Raw genomic sequence first — 15,872 nt, 5'->3', positions numbered from 1 at the left:
GAGCGGCACTCGGATCAGGCCGGTCCGGCTCAGGCGGCGCGCTGGTCCGGAACGGTCCCCAGAGGTACTTGGGGGCCGTCGCACTCGCGCAGCCAGCGCCGCAGTACGTCGTGCACCCGCTCCGCGCCGACGAGTTCGGTGTCCTCGCCGACGGGTGCGGACAGGGCCGCCGGGGAGAGCAGGAAAGGCCGCCCCTGGGCGCCGCCGAGCCCGCCGTGCGAGCCGATCTGCTCCTCGAAGGCGAGGACTTCGCCCTCGGCCGGGTCGTACCAGGAGTTGACCATGATGTCGGCCGCGTGCGGAAAGGTGTGCGTCCGCCGCACGGCGTCGGCGGCACCGGGGCCGAAGTCGGCCAGTGGGCCCGGGTGTTCGTCGTCGAGGCGGTCCACCGGCACCTCGGCGCCGTGCGCCCCGAGCACGAGGCCGCCGTGCTCCTCGCTGCGGACCAGCAGGAAGCCGACGCCGGGGTGATTGGCGAGCGTGGACAGCAGCGCGGGGTGGCGGCGGTCGATCTCCTCCCGGCTCATCCTGTGCGGCACGTCGGGGAAGGAGACGAGACCGAGGTTGCCGGAGGCAAGCACGATGGGCTCGGAGCGGCGCCCCGACGGCCGGCGCCGCTCCTCGCGCTCCTCGACCGGCCTGCGCAGCGCGGCTCGTACGGCGGTCCGCGCCTCGGCACCGCTGTGGGTGCGCTGTGCCTTGCGGGGCACGGGCAGGCCGCAGCCGGCCCGGACCAGATTGCCGAGGCTGAGGCCGTAGCGGGTCAGGAAGGTCTCGCCCGGGCTCTGGCCGTGGTCGGAGAGCACGACGATCCGGTAGGGCCGCGGGGCGTGCTCGGCGACCTTCTCGATCAGCGCGAGCGACCGGTCGAGCCGCTCCAGGATCTTCTCGGCGTCCCGGCTCCGCGGCCCGGAATGGTGGGCCACTTCGTCGTACGCGACCAGGTCCGCGTAGACCGCGTTGCGCCCGGCGAGCATGTCGCCGATCACCGCGGCGACGACGACGTCCCGCTCGACGACGGTCGCGAAGGCGCGGACGAACGGGTAGAGCCCGCCGCGCTTGACGCGGGGCCGTCGCTGCTTGAGGCGGGCCGAGGTGGACTGGCCCATCTCCCTGAAGACCTCGGCGGTGAACGACATCGCCGTGCGGACGGCATTGGCGGGGTCGGAGAAGTATGCGAAGTAGCCGGCCCTCGAGCGGTTGTCCCGCCCTCTCCTCGCGGCCACGGACAGCACGAGGGCGAGCTCGTCGGCGCCGCCGCTGAAGAGGTTGCCGCGGCTCGCGCCGTCGGCGCTGAGCAGGCCCCCGTCACCGGTGTGCCCGACGGCGCGGCGCTGGAGTTCGGCGGCGCTGGTCGGCCGGTTGCAGACCATGACCTCCTGGGTGTCCTTCTCGTACCACCGGAAGGCCGGGACGTCGTGGTTGCTGCCGTGCAGGATGCCCAGCTGGCTGGCGCCGGTCTGGCTGGACCAGTCCGTGCGCCACGCGATGAGCCGGTGGGTGGGTCGGGTTCCGTCCAGCCATCGGGCCGCGGTCGGCATCAGGCCCTTGCCCATCGCCTCCCGCAGCACGTCGTGCCCGACGCCGTCGAGCTGGAGGAAGACGGCACCGGGTGTCGAGGGTCCGGGCCGCCCGTCGGCGCGCCTGCGGCGCCGGTCGGCGAGCCGGTAGAGCCGGCGCCGGTACGCGTCGTCGTCCCGTACCGCGAGAGCACCGCCGGTGGCCGAGGCGACGGCGGACATCACGGCGGCCACGACCACGGCGGTCTCGGGGGCGGCCTCACCGTGTCCGGAGGGGTTGAGCCGCAGGGCGAGCAGCAGCAGCGAACCGTTGAGGAAGAAGACGAGCAGGGCGAGCACGTAGGCGGGGACCAGCAGCAGCGCCCGGACGAGCAGGGGCCACACCAGCGACGACAGAAGGCCGAAGACGCCCGCGCCGACGGCCGCGGTGACCGCGATCCGCGTCGCGCTGTCCCCGCTGTCCGACTGCAGCTGGAAATCGGGCAGCGCACCGGCGAGGACGAGCATCGTGACCGTGGACACGGCCCACACCGTGATGCTCCGACCCACCGCGCTGGCGACGCGCCGCCAACGTCCTCCGTCCACGCCCAGTCCACCTCACGTCCCGGCCCGCCCGGTCCGCGCGGCCTGCTCCCACCCTGTCACAACGGCCGGACGGGCCAGGATGTCCCCGGAAGCCCCCGGGAGTCCGCAGGGAACCCCGCAGGGAGTCCCCGGGGCGGGAGATCAGCGGCCGTCGTATCCGGCCGTCGGCATCGACAGACGGCGGTGGACCCGGGCCTTCATCTGAGCGTCGTACGAGGGTTCGGCGCTGCCCACCGTCTCGACGCGTACACCACGGCGCACGCATTCGGCGGTGAACTCCTCGACCGAGGCGAGAGCGCGCTCCAGCACCCGGCGGCTGGGCGCGACGAACAGATCCACGAGGCCGGCCTCGACGTCCGCCCACAGGCTGCGGTGGTCCGGGCGCAGACCGCGTACGAGGAGTTCCCGGGTGACGACATAGCCGCGCTCGGCGGCCCAGCGGGCACACATCGCGTGCTGGCTGCGGGAGTCGACGAGGAAGGGCTCCTCGTCGAGTTCCTCCAAGGGGGTCAGGCTCGCGATCGCCGTGACGCGGAGCGACGGGGGGCGCGACGCCTGGCCGCTCGGTTCGTCCGAGCGCTTGAGGGCGTGCGTGCCGGAGGCAGCGCGTGCGTCTCCCATGGCGTCCCCCTCACCTCCGGGTTTCGCCGCCGACCCTACTCCTGCCCGTAGGCTCGGGGGGAGTCGCGCGAAGGAGGCAAAGAGGTGCCGGTGGAGATCACCTGGTGGGGGCACGCCACCTGCACGCTGGAGGACTCCGGGACACGCGTGCTCACCGATCCGCTCTTCGCGCGCCGGCTCGCGCATCTGCGGCGCAGGCGCGGGGCGCCGCCCCCTCCCCCGGCGGCGGTCGCCGACGTGGCGCTCGTCTCCCATCTGCACGCCGACCATCTGCATCTGCCGTCGCTGGCGCGGCTGGCTCCGGGCACCCGGCTGCTCGTGCCGCGGGGCGCCGCGCTCTCGGTTCCCGGCCTGCGCAAGCTGGACCATCTACGGCTCACCGAGGTCGTGCCCGGCGATCGCACCCAGGTCGGTGACCTGGTCGTACGCACGGTGTCGGCGCGGCACGACGGACGGCGGCTGCCGGTCGGACCGCACCGCTCCCTCGCCGTGGGGTACGTGGTCGAGGGCGAGGCGCGGACGTACTTCGCCGGGGACACGGGGCTGTTCGCGTCGATGGCCGAGGAGGTCGGCGCGGTCGACGTGGCCCTGCTGCCGGTGGGCGGCTGGGGGCCGTATCTCGGGGAGGGGCATCTCGACGCGGGACGTGCCGCCGAGGCGCTGGCCGCGTTGCTGCCGCGCAGCGCTGTGCCGGTGCACTACGGCACGTTCTGGCCCATCGGGATGGATGCCGTGCGCCCCCATGAATTCCATGCGCCGGGTGCGGAGTTCGTGCGCCTGGCGGCCGAGCGTGCGCCCCGGGTGGCGGTGCACCTGCTGGAGCACGGCGAGAGTGTGCGTCCGGAGGCCGCTCGGTGATTGTCTGGCCCGCCGCAGGAGCGGTGGCTCCCTCTTTCCTGTCGGTCAAGGCCACCGCCCCGGCGCTGTTCCTGTCCGCCACGGCCACGACCGTGCCGCCGGAGTCCACCCAGCAGGCGATCGGGTATCCGTCCCTGTTCCTGCTGGTACTGATCGGCGCGCTGGTACCGGTGGTGCCGACGGGCGCTCTGGTGAGTTCGGCCGCGGTGGTGGCCTTCCACCAGACGGCGCCCCTCGCGCTCCTGATGGTGTTCCTGGTGTCCTCGGTGGCGGCCTTCATCGGTGACATGTCGCTCTACTGGCTCGGCCGGCGGGGCATGGGCTCGAAGAACGGATCACGCTGGCTGGAGGCGATCCGATTACGTGCCCCCGAGGACCGGCTCGCCCGGGCTCAGGAGAAGCTCGGCGACCACGGCATCGCCGTCCTCGTCCTGTCCCGTCTCGTGCCGGCCGGCCGCATCCCGGTGATGCTGGCCTGTCTGATGGCGAAGATGCCGCTGCGCACCTTCGCCCGCGGGGATGTTCCGGCGTGTCTCGCGTGGGCGGCCACCTACCAGGTCATCGGCATCCTCGGTGGCTCCCTCTTCAGTGAGCCGTGGGAGGGCGTGGTGGCGGCGGTGGGCCTGACCCTCGCGATCAGCGCGGCGCCGAGTGTGTGGCGCAGGATCCGCAGGACGGCACCCTCGTAGGGACGCGGTCGCCCCGCCCCGACTCAAGGGTGCGTCGCGTCCCCTCAGGGGGACGCGACGACTGCTCCGGGACGCGACGACTTCTCCGCGCGGGGACGGCAGGCCCACTCGGCTCGGGGACGGCAAGCCCGCTCCGCTCGGAGAAGGCAAGCCCGCTCCGCTCGGAGACGCGGTCACTCCAATACCCGGGAACCCCCCACCGCCAGATCCCACAGGTCCTCCCGTGCCAGACCCGCCCGGTCCCAGGCGGCCCGCACCCGTCGCAGGGGCTCGAGGACCGGTTCCGCCGAGAGCACGAACGTGCCCCAGTGCATCGGCGCCATCCGCCGCGCGTTCAGGTCGACGGCCGCCTGCACCGCTTCTTCCGGGTCGCAGTGCACATCGCCCAGCCACCAGCGGGGGTCGTACGCGCCGATCGGCAGGAGGGCCAGGTCGATCCCCGGGTGGCGCTGCCCGATACCGGAGAACCAGTGGCCGTATCCGGTGTCGCCCGCGAAGTACACGCGCCGCCCCTCGGGCGCCGTGAGGACCCAGCCGCCCCACAGGGTGCGGCAGGTGTCGGTGAGGCTGCGCCTGGACCAGTGGTGGGCGGGGACGAAGTCGAAGCGGACGCCGTCCAGTTCGGCCGCCTCCCACCAGTCCAGCTCGGTGACCCGGGTGAACCGGCGCCGCCTGAACCAGCGTCCGAGTCCCGCGGGTACGAAAACCGGTGTGTCGCGCGGGAGTCGGCGCAGGGTCGGCGCGTCCAGGTGGTCGTAGTGGTTGTGGCTGATGACGACCGCGTCGACGCGCGGCAGCGCGCTCCAGGCCACACCGACCGGGGTGATCCGGGCCGGGGTGCCGATGATCCTGCGCGACCAGACCGGGTCGGTGAGAACGGTGAGCCCACCGATCCGGATCACCCAACTCGCGTGCCCCGCCCAGGAGACGGCGACGGTGCGGACGTCCACGCGGGGCAGCGGTGCCGGATCGAAGGGCAGCACCGGGATGTCGGCGAGCCCCTCGGTGCCGGGCCGCAGGGCACCCTCACGGGCGAACCGCGCGAAGGCCCGCAGCCCCGGCAGAGGCGCGGTCAGCCGGTCCACGAAGGACCGGGGCCAGCTGCGCCGCTCACCGAGCGGGCGGGGCTCGGCGAGGGGAGGAAGGACGGCGGGGTGCCCCGGCGCCGGTCCGGGCGGGGGCGCGGGATCGTCGGAGTCCTGTGCCGTCCTGCTCGTGGTCGACTCGGACTGCTGCGTCATCGAGGAGACTCCCATCGCTGAGCGTCGTCGCGGAGATCGTCGAAGGCCGACCCCAACCGGGTCAACGCGCTGTGTACATGCGGCAGTTCCAGCGGCGTCGGGGAAGCGAGGGATTCCTCCCGCTCCCCGTCCGTGGTGCCGAGCAGCGGCCCGGTGCCGAGGCGGACACGGAGGGCGGCGAGGTCGTCGCCGAAGCGGTGTCCGCCCGGCGCGGGCATGCCGAGCCGGGCGGAGAGGAAGTCCTCCAGGTCCTGGGCGTCGCCGACGCCGTGCGCGCCGAGGGCGGAGCGGAGCGGGCCGAGGTCGACGTAGAGGTGCCTGCCGGCCTGCGGGGGCCGCGCGACGGCACCGGATCCGGTCACCGCGCGGTGGGCGGCTCCGGCCACGCTCGCGTGCAGGAGTACGGCGGCGGTGAGCCGCCCGGTGATCGCGGCGGGCTCGCCGAGCGCGTACGCGGCCGCCGCGGCGACCGGTTCGGCGACGCGGGCGCCGAGCACGGTGAGCACATCGAGGACGCGGGAGCGCAGCAGAGCACCCGACTCGTTGTCGGGGAAGCGCGCGACGGCGGCCGGCCAGCCCTGCGGCAGGAAGGGGCCCGCGAGGTCCGTGATCACGGTGACGTCGTCGGGGAGCATCTCGGCGGGGCTGAGCAGCACGGTGTCGTACGGCCGGTGCAGGGTGTCGCGCCAGGTCTCGTCGCTGACGATGTGCAGCCCCTCGCCGGCCGCGGCCTCCACGGTCTCGTGCACCACCTCGGGCGGTGCGACGGTGGCGGTGGGGTCGTCGGCCACGGACAGCAGGAGCAGACGCGGGTCGCCGCCCTCCGCGCGGACTCTGCGGACGGTCTCCAGAAGGGCGTAGGGATCGGGGACGCCGCCGCACTCCGCGGGCGTCGCCACATGGAAGACGGATCTGCCCAGCAGGCGTGCCTGCGGCGCCCACCACGCGGCGCACGGGCGGGGCACGAGGACGTCGCCGCCGAGCGCTCCGGTCAGGGCCAGCAGCAGGGCGGGGGCTCCGGGGGCGGCCACCACCCGGTCGGCCGGGGCGGGCAGTCCGCGCCGGGTCCAGTAGCCGCGGGCGGCGTCGAGGAGCGCGGGGCCGCCGCCGAAGAGCGCGGCGTCGGACCGGTCCGCCGCGGCGGCCAGTACGGAGCGGAGTTCCGGAAGGACGGGCAGGCCCTGGTCGGGCAGCGGCGGCCCGTACCGGACCGGTCCATGGCCTTCCGGGGCCGTCCGCCGCATACCTGCCTCCGCACCGTGCGTACCGCCGTGCCCTGTTCCGGAGCCTGCCTGTCCATACGGTTCCGGGTGCTTCCGACTCCGCGTACGGCTCACCTCGCGCGGCTGGTCCTCCGCGCTGTCGGCCTCTCACCGTCCAGAGACACGCCGTCCCAGAGTGCACTCATGAGTGCTCCGGGAGTGCTCCGGGAGTGCTCCGGAGATCGTGCCCGTCACGTCGTCATCTGTCGCGCCGTCGATCGTCACGGTGTCGCCCACCCCACTACCGGTGCCGTTGGCGGAGCCGGTGGACGGCCGCGCCCACGGCCCCGGCGATCAGCACACCGCCGGCGACCAGAGCCGGCACGGAGTCGGTGAAGACGCCGCCCTCACCGGCTTCCACACCGCGCTGGACGGCGGGGGGATGCTCGCCGGTTCCGGAACCGGAACCGGAACCGGAACCGGCGTCGGTGCCGGTGCCGGTGCCGCTGTCGGTACCGTGCGACGCCACGGCGCCCCGGGCCACGGAGTACGACGCGGTCCACTGTTTCCCGTGACCTCCCGGCGGCGCGGGGCAGACGCCTTCCACGTTCCATCGCGAACCGCCGCCGGCATCCGGGGCTGCCTTGTCCGGACCCACCGTGCCGGGATCGACCGTCTGGGGGCCCACCGTGTCGGGGCCCACGGCGTCGGGGCCGACCTCGTCCGGGCCCACAGTGTCCGGACCCACGGTGTCCGGACCCACGTCGTCCGGGCCCACCGTCTCCGGACCCATGACGTCGGGGGCCGCCGGATCGGGGACTCCGGGGTCGGGGACCACCGGATCGGGAACCACCGGGTCCCCGGCCACCGGAGCCAGTGCCGGTGCCGGTGCCAGAGCGTCGGGCGCGCGTGTGTCCGAGCTCCCGGGAGCCGGGCTCGCCGCTCCCCCGCTGACGATGCCGGGATTCTTGGCGTCGGTGGAAGCCGTCGTGCCGGGGCCCGCCCCGTCGGAGCCGCGCCCCGCGTCGGAACCCGTCCTGCCGGCCGTGTCGGGAGCTTCGCCGGGCTCGCCAGCCGGGATGCGGGCCGTGCCGCTGTAGGCGGCGGCGCCCGCGGCGTTCGCGGTGGCGCCCTCGACGCGATGCAGTTGGACCTTGCCGTTCTCGAAGCCCTGGGAACTGGCGTCGATGAAGTCGGGCAGGGTTCCCCCGATCGCGTCACAGGTGACCGTGATGGTGAGGGTGCCGCCGGGTTCGACGGAGCCCGGGCTGACCTCCGCGGCCGGATCCGCCGACACGGCCGACGCGGCGGCGCCCAGGGCGGCGCCGGCCAGGGCGGTGGCGTACAGGACACGGGCGGTACGGCGCATGAGCGGGGCTCCTTCGGCGGGCTGCGGTCCGAGAGCCACGGCCGTCGTGTCCCTCGGGCCCATCAGAGCCCGCCGGGTCGCCGGGCGCGAACGGCCGGGCACCATTCGCGGGAAAACAGGGGCCCGAGCGGGTGACATCGCAGCAGGGCGGCGGCCGATCCCCCGGTACGGCATCCGTCGCCTCCGCAGGTACGACGCCCACCGCCCGGCACGCACGACACCCACCGCTCACCACTTACGACAGCCTGCCGTCGCCGGGCACGTGCGACAGCTGCCGCCGCCGGTGGGTACGACAGGCGCCGTGGTCCCCACGTACGACAGGGGCCGCCGTCGGCGCGTACGACAGCCGTCGTGTTCCCCACGTACCAAAGGGGCCACCGCCACACCATGGGAACAGCGGCGCCATCCACACCCAGGACGGCGGCGGCACCTCCGCGCAGGAGAGAGCCGCACCCATGGGCGCGAGCGCCACCGGTCCCCCGGACGCGACGGCTCCTCTCGCTCGCTCTCTCCTCCTCCCGCGCTCCCTCCTCCTCCCCCTCATTCGGTCGGCGGGACCAACTCCCGTTCCAGTCCGTGTCCCCGCTTGTCCACGACGGCCGCGGCGACGTCGGACAGCCTGCGGTTGGTGCCCTGGGAGATCCGGCGCAGGACCGCGAAGGCCCGGTCCGCGTCGCAGCCCAGGACATGCATCACCATGCCGCACGCCTGGTCGATGACGGGCCGGGAGCGCAGCGCGGCGCCCAACTGGTCGAGTTCGGTGAGCGCCGCGCGGTAGGAACGGTCGCGGACCAGGCAGGTCGCCGCGTGGTCGCCGAGCGCGCGGGCTGCTCCGTGCGGGGCGTCTCCGAGGGCGCCGGGCCGGAAGCTGCACAGGCTGAGGGTGACGGTCAGCCCGGCGCGGCGAAAGGGAACGGTCACGCTGGAGCGCACCCCCGCGTCGAGGGCCATCGCCCGGTACCCGGGCCAGCGCTCCTCGGCCAGCAGGTCCGCCGAGTCGACGCGTTCGACGCGTTCCAGAGGGGCCGGGATCGGCCCGTCGCCGGAGCGCAGTTGCACCGAGACAAGTCCGGCGAGGTCGGGGTGGGCAGCGGTGCTGGACCGGGCGGCCGGGATGCTGCACGGGCGGTTCGCGGACTGGGTGGTGGCCGATGCCGGGGCCGGATCCGGGCGGCTGTCCCGTACGGCCGTGCTCGGCCCGCCCGGGTGCGGCGAGGAGGTGGCGGCCGTGGCCGCGCAGGATCCCGCCGCGTGCCCCCTCGTCGCCGAGGCGGTACGCGGCGGGTCCACGGCCCTGCAGGTGCGTCCGGACGACATGGACCCCTTCGGGCACGACGCCTCGGGCGCCCCGGTCCTCGTCCGGGCCGACGTGACGTCCTTGCTGTGTGTGCCACTGCCCGGCGTGTCCGGTTCCGTACGCGGGGTGGTGACGCTGTTCAGGAGCGGCGGCCGGCTCGCCTTCTCGATGGCCGAGGCACAGGCGATGGACCTGATCTCACGTCATATCGCCCTGAGGCTCTCGTGGTCGGACTGATCCGGCGGCCCTCCGGACGACCACCCGGCCGGGCCGATCGGCCGGGCCGATCGGCCGTCCCTCAGGCCGCGTCGCGCATGATCTGGTCGCGCAGCCGGGTGCAGCATCGGGTGATGAGGCGGGAGACGTGCATCTGGGAGATGCCCAGCTCGTCGGCGATCCGGCTCTGGGTCATGTCGCTGAAGAACCGCATGTAGAGAATGGCGCGTTCCCGCTCGGGCAGTGCCTGGAGCCGGGGCTTGACGGCCTCGCGGTCGATGACGATGTCGAGGGCCGGATCGGGCGAACCGAGGGCGTCGCTGAGGGAGTAGCCGTCCTCGCTGCCCGGCAGTTCGGCGTCCAGGGAGAGCGCGGTGAAGCTCTCCAGGGCCTCGAGGCCCGTGCGGACGTCCTCCTCGCTCATCCGGGCGTGCTCGGCGATCTCGGCGACGGTGGGCCGGCGGCCCGGGATGGTCTGCGACAGGTCCTGGCCGGCGAACCGGACCCGGTTGCGCAGGTCCTGGACCCGGCGCGGCACGTGCAGGGTCCACATGTGGTCACGGAAGTGGCGCTTGATCTCGCCGGTGATCGTCGGCACCGCGTAGCTCTCGAAGGCGTTGCCGAGCTCGGGGTCGTAGCGGTCGACGGCCTTGACCAGACCGAGCGCCGCGACCTGACGGAGATCGTCAGGGCTCTCGCCACGGTTGCGGAACCGTCCCGCGAGCCGGTCGGCCATCGGCAGCCACGACTCGACGATCTCCTCGCGGAGCGTGTCGCGCTGCTGACCCGGGGGGAGCGTGGCGAGCATGCGGAACGCCTCCGCGGTGTCGGGGGCGTCGTCGTGCGAATGGTGCGTCGCGCTCGCTTGAGTTCGCATGGTGGGTCGCAACTCCCTTGATGGTGCCTTGGGTTGGACAGTCACCGTGGGAGCGCACCCGTGCATCGGAGGGGTACGCCCGTGGCGGCGGAGCCGCTCCCACGAACGTGCCTCCTGTCCGAAGCACTGCAACTGCGTCTGCCCCGCGCCATGCGGGACAAACACCCGGCTCCACCCGGCCGGCGGGCGGACGTGTCGGGCCGGGGTCGTCGGGTACGCGATCACCACCTCGAACCTCTGGAGGGATTTCATGCAGCGAGGCAGTGACCGGTTGAGTGTTCACCGGGACGAGGAGATGAAGCACGAACTGCGCGACTTCCTCAGGTCAGGGCACCCCACCCGGACCGAGGAGTGGCACGACCCGGAGCCGGCCGCCGACGACGATCCGGTGATCGCGGGAGGCCCGGTGGTGCCGAACGGAGCGCAGGGCTCCCTGGCGGCGCTGCGCCTGGAACTGGCGCGGTTCCTGGGCCGTACCTCGTTCCCCGCGGGACCCCGTGAGCTGATCCGTGTCCTGCGCGGGAAGAACGCCCCCGACGGCCTCACCGCGTCGCTGGAGCTGCTGCCGGTCACGGCGCGCTACGGCACGGCGCGCGAACTGGCGGAAGCGGTCATGGGAACGGGGAGCCCCTAGGGCCACCGGGGGCTTACGCACGCGGTGAGGACGGCCCGCGCCGGTGACGTCGCCGGCGCGGGCCGTCACCGAGGCGGGCCGTCACCGAGGCGAGCCGTCACCGAAGACGACGGCCCGCTCACGGAAGGTGCACGGGCGGTCGCGTACGCCCCGCGTCCGCGGACGGCCCGCACGAGTGGGCTCTGCGCGTGCCGAGCCGGGCGGCGCGTGCCCTCAGGGGCGCCGTCCGACCAGGCAGAGCAGTTTCGTCTGGACATCGGCGCCGGGCGGCGGTTCCTCCGGGGCGGAGAAGAGCCCGCTCTTCTCCAGCTCCGCCGCGTGCGGGGTGACCTCACGGACCGCGAAGGTCAGCAGATCGGCGGGGAGTTGTTCGTCGGCGCCGATGGCGCGGGACAGGTCCCAGGTGTGGACGGTGAGGTCGGTGACCAGCTGCGCGCAGTAGTCATCCGCCTGCATGTCGCCGAACGAGAGATGGACCGTGCGGTCGAGCGCGCCCGGCTCGGCGAACACGGCCCGGGAGGCATCGGCCACGGCGTCCCAGGCGGCGGCCGGGTCGGGGCCGAGCAGGTCGCCCGCCAGGGCCCCGCCGACCGAGTCGACGGTGTCGCCGTCCCGTACCAGTGCGGGCACCCACGCCTGCTCGGAGACGAGATGGCCGACCAGGTCCCGCACGCTCCAGGCGGAGCACGGCGTGGGGGCGTCCCACTGGTCGTCGCGGACGGCGTGGACGCGGCGGCCGAAGAGGTCCAGGGCCTCCGTCTGCCGGGTCAGGATCGGATGCGGGTCGGTCGGATGCGGGTCGGTCATGCCGGCGGCACCCCCGCGGGTCCGCGGTCCCGGGCGCCGTCACGGGTACGGCCCGCCGAGACGGGCCGACGCGGGTGACGGCGCAGATACTCGCCCTCCAGCTGGGCCATGCGCACGTTGTGGGTGTGCAGCGCGTCGTTCGAACCGTGCAGCAGCGTGTCGTGGCGGGTGCGGTGGATGGCCTCCAGCTCTTTCATCAGCTGCTGGTCGTCCAGCCGGTCCGGGTCGACTCCGGTCATGGTGCTACCCCGCTCGTCGTGGCCGTCGGTGCGGTCCGGGCACCCGTCCGGGCAAGCCTTGCCCCGAGCGGCGTCCGGGTGGGAGCCATGGATCGAGACCTTCTCCCACCACTCTACGAACATCCGGGGTGCCGGGCCTCCCCGAGACCGGCGGGCCCAGCCTCGCCGGGACAGGCAGGCCCAGCCTCGACGGGCCGGCCTTCCGGCACCACCGCACAGCGGCTCCCCGGCGAAGGCCGGCGTTCCCGGCTCCGCGCCAGGTCCCCCGGGCCTGGCCACCGTTCCCCGCGGTCTACCGGGCGCGCTCCACGCGGCGCTCGTCCCACACCGGCTCCTGCGTCTCCCGGACGCGGCCGTCCGAGCCGAAGACCAGGTAGCGGTCGAAGGACCGCGCGAACCAGCGGTCGTGGGTGACCGACAGGACCGTCCCCTCGTACGCCTCGAGGCCTTCCTGAAGCGCCTCGGCGGACTCCAGGTCGAGGTTGTCGGTCGGTTCGTCCAGCAACAGGGCGGTCGAGCCCTCCAGCTCCAGGAGCAGGATCTGGAAACGCGCCTGCTGGCCGCCCGACAGCTTCTCGAAGCGCTGCTCGGCCTGGGCGGTCAGCTCGTAGCGGCGCAGCCTGGAGCTGGCGGCTCCGCGGTCCTGCGCGTGCTCGGTCCACAGGATGTCGAGGAGCGTGCGGCCCTCCAGTTCCGGGTGGGCGTGCGTCTGCGCGAAGTGACCGGCCACCACCCGGGCGCCGAGCTTCCACTCGCCGGTGTGCGCGACATCGCCGCCCGCGAGCAGCCGCAGGAAGTGCGACTTTCCCGAGCCGTTGGAGCCGAGGACGGCGACGCGCTCGCCGTAGTAGATCTCCAGGTCGAAGGGCTTCATCAGGCCGGTGAGCTCGAGCCCCTTGCAGGTCACCGCCCTCACCCCGGTCCGCCCGCCGTGCAGCCGCATCCTGATGTCCTGCTCGCGCGGCGGCTCCGGGGGCGGTCCGGCCTCCTCGAACTTCCGCAGCCGGGTCTGCGCCGCCGCGTAGCGGGACGCCAACTCATGGCTGATGGAGGCCGCCTGACGAAGGTTCAGCACCAGCTTCTTGAGCTGGGCGTGCTTCTCGTCCCAGCGCCTGCGCAGCTCCTCGAAGCGCGCGAACCGCTCCTGCCTGGCCTCGTGATACGTCGCGAAACCGCCGCCGTGCACCCAGGCGTCCGCGCCGGTCGGGCTGGGCTCGACACTGATGATCTTCGCGGCGGCGCGGGCGAGGAGCTCACGGTCGTGGGAGACGAACAGCACGGTCTTGCGGGTCTCCTTGAGCCGCTCCTCCAGCCAGCGCTTGCCGGGCACGTCGAGATAGTTGTCCGGCTCGTCGAGCAGCAGCACCTCGTCGGTGCCGCGCAGCAGCGCCTCCAGCACCAGGCGCTTCTGCTCGCCCCCGGACAGGGTCCGGACCAGCCGCCACTGCGCCTTCTCGTAGGGGACACCGAGGGCGGCCGTCGTGCAGATGTCCCAGAGGGTCTCGGACTCGTATCCGCGGACCTCGGCCCAGTCGGACAGCGCCTGCGCGTAGCGGAGCTGCGCCGCCTCGTCGTCCACGGTCATCATCGCGTGCTCGGCGGCGTCCACGGCCTTCGCCGCCTCGCGGATCCGGGGCGGGGCCACGGAGACGAGCAGGTCCCGCACGGTCGTCTCGTCGCGCACGGACCCCACGAACTGCCGCATCACGCCGAGGCCGCCACTCACGTTGACGGTCCCCCCGTGAGGCTTGAGCTCCCCCGAGATCAGCCGCAGCAGCGTCGTCTTACCGGCGCCGTTGGGCCCCACCAGGGCGACGACGGCCCCTTCCCCCACCCGAAACGACACATCGCCGAGCAGCGCCCTCCCGTCGGGAAGGTAGTACTCAAGGTGTGCGGCTTCGAGATGTCCCATGGGCAGGCATTCTCCGGGGAGCGGGGGTGAGGGGCAAACGCGTATCCGAACCGGGGCCCGGCGCGGGGGCGAGGAACCGGCCGATCCGGGGTAGACGCACCCGCATGACCCCGACCCCAGACGTCGACCTCACCGCCCTCGTTCCGGGCCGCCATGCCCTTCGGGACCGCCTCCTGGCAGTGGACTGCCGGGTCTTCGAGGCGGTCGCGGCGCGGCACTGGCCGGGCGGCGACCCGGTGCTGCCGCGGCTGAGCCGCAGCGCGAACCACGGTGTCCTGTGGTTCGCCACCGCCGCCGCCGTGGCGGCGAGCCGCACTCCGCGGGCCCGCCGGGCCGCCGCCCGGGGCGTCGCCTCGCTCGCCCTCGCCTCCGCCACCATCAACACGATCGGCAAGCGCTCGGTGCGCCGCACCCGCCCCGGACTGGACCCGGTGCCCGCCGTCCGGCAGCTGAAGCGACAGCCGATCACCACGTCGTTCCCGTCCGGGCACGCCGCCTCCGCCGCCGCCTTCGCGACGGGTGTGGTGCTGGAGTCCCGCGGCTGGGGCGCGGCCGTCGCACCGCTGGCGGCGGCGGTCGCAGTGTCCCGCGTCTACACCGGCGTCCACTTTCCGAGCGACGTCCTGGCCGGTGCGGCCCTGGGCGTCGGCGCCGCGTACGCCGTACGGGGACTGGTGCCCACCCGGGACCAGGTGACCCCGGCCGGCCGGCCGCGCGTGGACGCGCCCGCGCTGCCCGACGGCGAGGGCCTGGTCATCGTGGCCAACACGGGCTCGGGCAGCGCGGAGCGGGTCGGCGCGCTGGCCGCCGCGCTGCCGCACGCGGAGGTGGTGGAGTGCGAACCCTCCGGCATACGGGAGGAGTTGGAGAAGGCGGCGAGCCGCGCCCGGGTGCTGGGCGTGTGCGGCGGCGACGGCACGGTGAACACCGCGGCCGAGGTCGCGCTGCGCCACCGCGTCCCCCTCGCCGTCCTGCCGGGCGGCACGCTCAACCACTTCGCCCATGACCTCGGGGTCGAGGGTGAACGCGATCTGGTCCGCGCGCTCCAGGAGGGCGAGGCCGTCCAGGTGGACGTGGGCCGGTTCGCGTCCGGCGACAAGGAGGGCATCTTCCTCAACACCTGCAGCCTGGGCATCTACCCGGAGCTGGTGCGCGAGCGGGAGAACTGGTCCAAGGTGATCGGCAGCTGGCCCGCCGGTGTGCTCGGCGCCCTGCGCGTGCTGCGCGCCGACCATCACCCGCTGCGGGCCGAACTCGGCGGACGCACGCACCCGTTGTGGCTGCTGTTCGCCGGCAACGGCACCTACCACCGGATGGGCCTGGCGCCCGCCCGCCGCTTCGACCTCGCGGACGGGCGGCTGGACGTACGGGTCGTGCACGGCGGCCGCCATCCCGCGATGCGTCTGCTGGCCGCCGCCTTCGCGGGCCCGCTGACACGCTCCCCCGCCCACGCGGCCGTGCGGGTGGGACATCTGCACATCGACGGTGTCGCTCCGGGCACGCTTCTCGCCTACGACGGTGAAGTCACCGAGGTCAGCGGCGAGGTGACGCTGCGCAAGAGCCCCGAGGCACTGACCGTCTACCGCCCGCTCCCCGCGCACTGACGCCGCTCCCTCGCACTGACACCGTTCCCGCGGGCGCTCAGGTGCTCGGGTGCTCGGGTGCTCGGGTGCTCGGGTGCTCGGGTGACTATCCGACTCCGTGACCCCAGCGGCACGCCCCGCTCGCGCAACACCCCATCCAGGCTGTCCACATGGCAAGATGCAGGTCTCATTATTCGACATGGACGCGTACGGTGATGGCAT

15 protein-coding genes are annotated in these 15,872 nt (G+C 73.7%); 5 read left to right on the top strand and 10 right to left on the bottom strand.

All coding sequences use genetic code 11. The features are described from left to right. Window positions 1–29 precede the first annotated feature (29 nt). Entirely contained in the window at window positions 30–2,105 is a 2,076-nt protein-coding gene (locus tag ACWD68_RS03650; protein WP_451804824.1) for an alkaline phosphatase family protein, read from the bottom strand. Between the two features lie 141 nt (window positions 2,106–2,246). Beyond that, complete coding sequence (locus tag ACWD68_RS03645) at window positions 2,247–2,726, bottom strand: hypothetical protein (RefSeq protein ID WP_451804823.1); 480 nt, start codon at window positions 2,724–2,726, stop codon at window positions 2,247–2,249. A gap of 84 nt (window positions 2,727–2,810) precedes the next feature. On the opposite strand from ACWD68_RS03645, the gene ACWD68_RS03640 reads away from it, so the two are divergent. Then, window positions 2,811–3,584 (top strand): MBL fold metallo-hydrolase, encoded by a 774-nt coding sequence (locus tag ACWD68_RS03640; protein WP_451804822.1) that lies wholly within the window; start codon window positions 2,811–2,813, stop codon window positions 3,582–3,584. A gap of 65 nt (window positions 3,585–3,649) precedes the next feature. Then, a complete protein-coding gene (locus ACWD68_RS03635) occupies window positions 3,650–4,273 on the top strand; it encodes a DedA family protein (RefSeq protein WP_451804918.1) in 624 nt (207 codons plus the stop codon). A 173-nt stretch (window positions 4,274–4,446) separates the two neighbouring features. Here ACWD68_RS03635 and ACWD68_RS03630 read toward each other — a convergent pair whose 3' ends face one another. From ACWD68_RS03630 to ACWD68_RS03615, 4 genes are all read right to left on the bottom strand, one after another. Next, on the bottom strand, window positions 4,447–5,514 hold the full coding sequence (locus tag ACWD68_RS03630; protein ID WP_451804821.1) for an MBL fold metallo-hydrolase: 1,068 nt from the start codon (window positions 5,512–5,514) through the stop codon (window positions 4,447–4,449). Continuing rightward, window positions 5,511–6,758 (bottom strand): aminotransferase class I/II-fold pyridoxal phosphate-dependent enzyme, encoded by a 1,248-nt coding sequence (locus tag ACWD68_RS03625; RefSeq protein ID WP_451804820.1) that lies wholly within the window; start codon window positions 6,756–6,758, stop codon window positions 5,511–5,513. Before ACWD68_RS03625 ends, ACWD68_RS03630 begins: the two co-directional genes overlap by 4 nt. A gap of 259 nt (window positions 6,759–7,017) precedes the next feature. Then, a complete protein-coding gene (locus ACWD68_RS03620) occupies window positions 7,018–8,085 on the bottom strand; it encodes a hypothetical protein (RefSeq protein ID WP_451804819.1) in 1,068 nt (355 codons plus the stop codon). Between the two features lie 540 nt (window positions 8,086–8,625). Beyond that, on the bottom strand, window positions 8,626–9,144 hold the full coding sequence (locus ACWD68_RS03615) for an ANTAR domain-containing response regulator (RefSeq protein WP_451804818.1): 519 nt from the start codon (window positions 9,142–9,144) through the stop codon (window positions 8,626–8,628). A 34-nt stretch (window positions 9,145–9,178) separates the two neighbouring features. On the opposite strand from ACWD68_RS03615, the gene ACWD68_RS03610 reads away from it, so the two are divergent. Beyond that, a complete protein-coding gene (locus ACWD68_RS03610) occupies window positions 9,179–9,619 on the top strand; it encodes a hypothetical protein (RefSeq protein ID WP_451804817.1) in 441 nt (146 codons plus the stop codon). 61 nt (window positions 9,620–9,680) lie between these two features. On the opposite strand, the gene ACWD68_RS03605 is transcribed toward ACWD68_RS03610, so the two are convergent. Then, window positions 9,681–10,475 carry an RNA polymerase sigma factor SigF gene (locus ACWD68_RS03605; protein WP_451804816.1) on the bottom strand — a complete coding sequence of 265 codons (795 nt, stop codon included), beginning with the start codon at window positions 10,473–10,475 and terminating at the stop codon, window positions 9,681–9,683. 250 nt (window positions 10,476–10,725) lie between these two features. Between ACWD68_RS03605 and ACWD68_RS03600 the strand changes: the two genes are divergently transcribed. Further along, window positions 10,726–11,109: a DUF2795 domain-containing protein gene (locus tag ACWD68_RS03600; protein WP_451804815.1), complete on the top strand. Its 384-nt coding sequence runs from the start codon at window positions 10,726–10,728 to the stop codon at window positions 11,107–11,109. Between the two features lie 213 nt (window positions 11,110–11,322). Here the strand turns inward: ACWD68_RS03600 and ACWD68_RS03595 are convergent, their stop codons facing one another. From ACWD68_RS03595 to ACWD68_RS03585, 3 genes are all read right to left on the bottom strand, one after another. Then, complete coding sequence (locus tag ACWD68_RS03595) at window positions 11,323–11,916, bottom strand: TIGR03086 family metal-binding protein (protein WP_451804814.1); 594 nt, start codon at window positions 11,914–11,916, stop codon at window positions 11,323–11,325. Next, entirely contained in the window at window positions 11,913–12,155 is a 243-nt protein-coding gene (locus ACWD68_RS03590) for a DUF6158 family protein (protein WP_385700992.1), read from the bottom strand. Before ACWD68_RS03590 ends, ACWD68_RS03595 begins: the two co-directional genes overlap by 4 nt. A gap of 292 nt (window positions 12,156–12,447) precedes the next feature. Next, window positions 12,448–14,067, bottom strand: coding sequence for an ABC-F family ATP-binding cassette domain-containing protein (locus ACWD68_RS03585; RefSeq protein ID WP_451804813.1), 1,620 nt, complete (start codon window positions 14,065–14,067; stop codon window positions 12,448–12,450). A 104-nt stretch (window positions 14,068–14,171) separates the two neighbouring features. On the opposite strand from ACWD68_RS03585, the gene ACWD68_RS03580 reads away from it, so the two are divergent. After that, window positions 14,172–15,671, top strand: coding sequence for a phosphatase PAP2 family protein (locus ACWD68_RS03580; protein ID WP_451804812.1), 1,500 nt, complete (start codon window positions 14,172–14,174; stop codon window positions 15,669–15,671). Window positions 15,672–15,872: the final 201 nt, after the last annotated feature.

This window comes from Streptomyces sp. NPDC005141 (genome assembly GCF_053599975.1).
Note: the sequence above shows the minus strand (reverse complement) of the source record. Positions and strands in the feature narration are given on the sequence as shown.

What these genes read in the sequence shown, in the direction of transcription:
- ACWD68_RS03605 (WP_451804816.1), bottom strand. Translation starts at nt 10,475, where the DNA reads ATGCGAACTCAAGCGAGCGCGACGCACCATTCGCACGACGACGCCCCC.
- ACWD68_RS03595 (WP_451804814.1), bottom strand. Translation starts at nt 11,916, where the DNA reads ATGACCGACCCGCATCCGACCGACCCGCATCCGATCCTGACCCGGCAG.
- ACWD68_RS03645 (WP_451804823.1), bottom strand. Translation starts at nt 2,726, where the DNA reads ATGGGAGACGCACGCGCTGCCTCCGGCACGCACGCCCTCAAGCGCTCG.
- ACWD68_RS03625 (WP_451804820.1), bottom strand. Translation starts at nt 6,758, where the DNA reads ATGCGGCGGACGGCCCCGGAAGGCCATGGACCGGTCCGGTACGGGCCG.
- ACWD68_RS03580 (WP_451804812.1), top strand. Translation starts at nt 14,172, where the DNA reads ATGACCCCGACCCCAGACGTCGACCTCACCGCCCTCGTTCCGGGCCGC.
- ACWD68_RS03590 (WP_385700992.1), bottom strand. Translation starts at nt 12,155, where the DNA reads ATGACCGGAGTCGACCCGGACCGGCTGGACGACCAGCAGCTGATGAAA.
- ACWD68_RS03600 (WP_451804815.1), top strand. Translation starts at nt 10,726, where the DNA reads ATGCAGCGAGGCAGTGACCGGTTGAGTGTTCACCGGGACGAGGAGATG.
- ACWD68_RS03620 (WP_451804819.1), bottom strand. Translation starts at nt 8,085, where the DNA reads ATGCGCCGTACCGCCCGTGTCCTGTACGCCACCGCCCTGGCCGGCGCC.
- ACWD68_RS03630 (WP_451804821.1), bottom strand. Translation starts at nt 5,514, where the DNA reads ATGACGCAGCAGTCCGAGTCGACCACGAGCAGGACGGCACAGGACTCC.
- ACWD68_RS03585 (WP_451804813.1), bottom strand. Translation starts at nt 14,067, where the DNA reads ATGGGACATCTCGAAGCCGCACACCTTGAGTACTACCTTCCCGACGGG.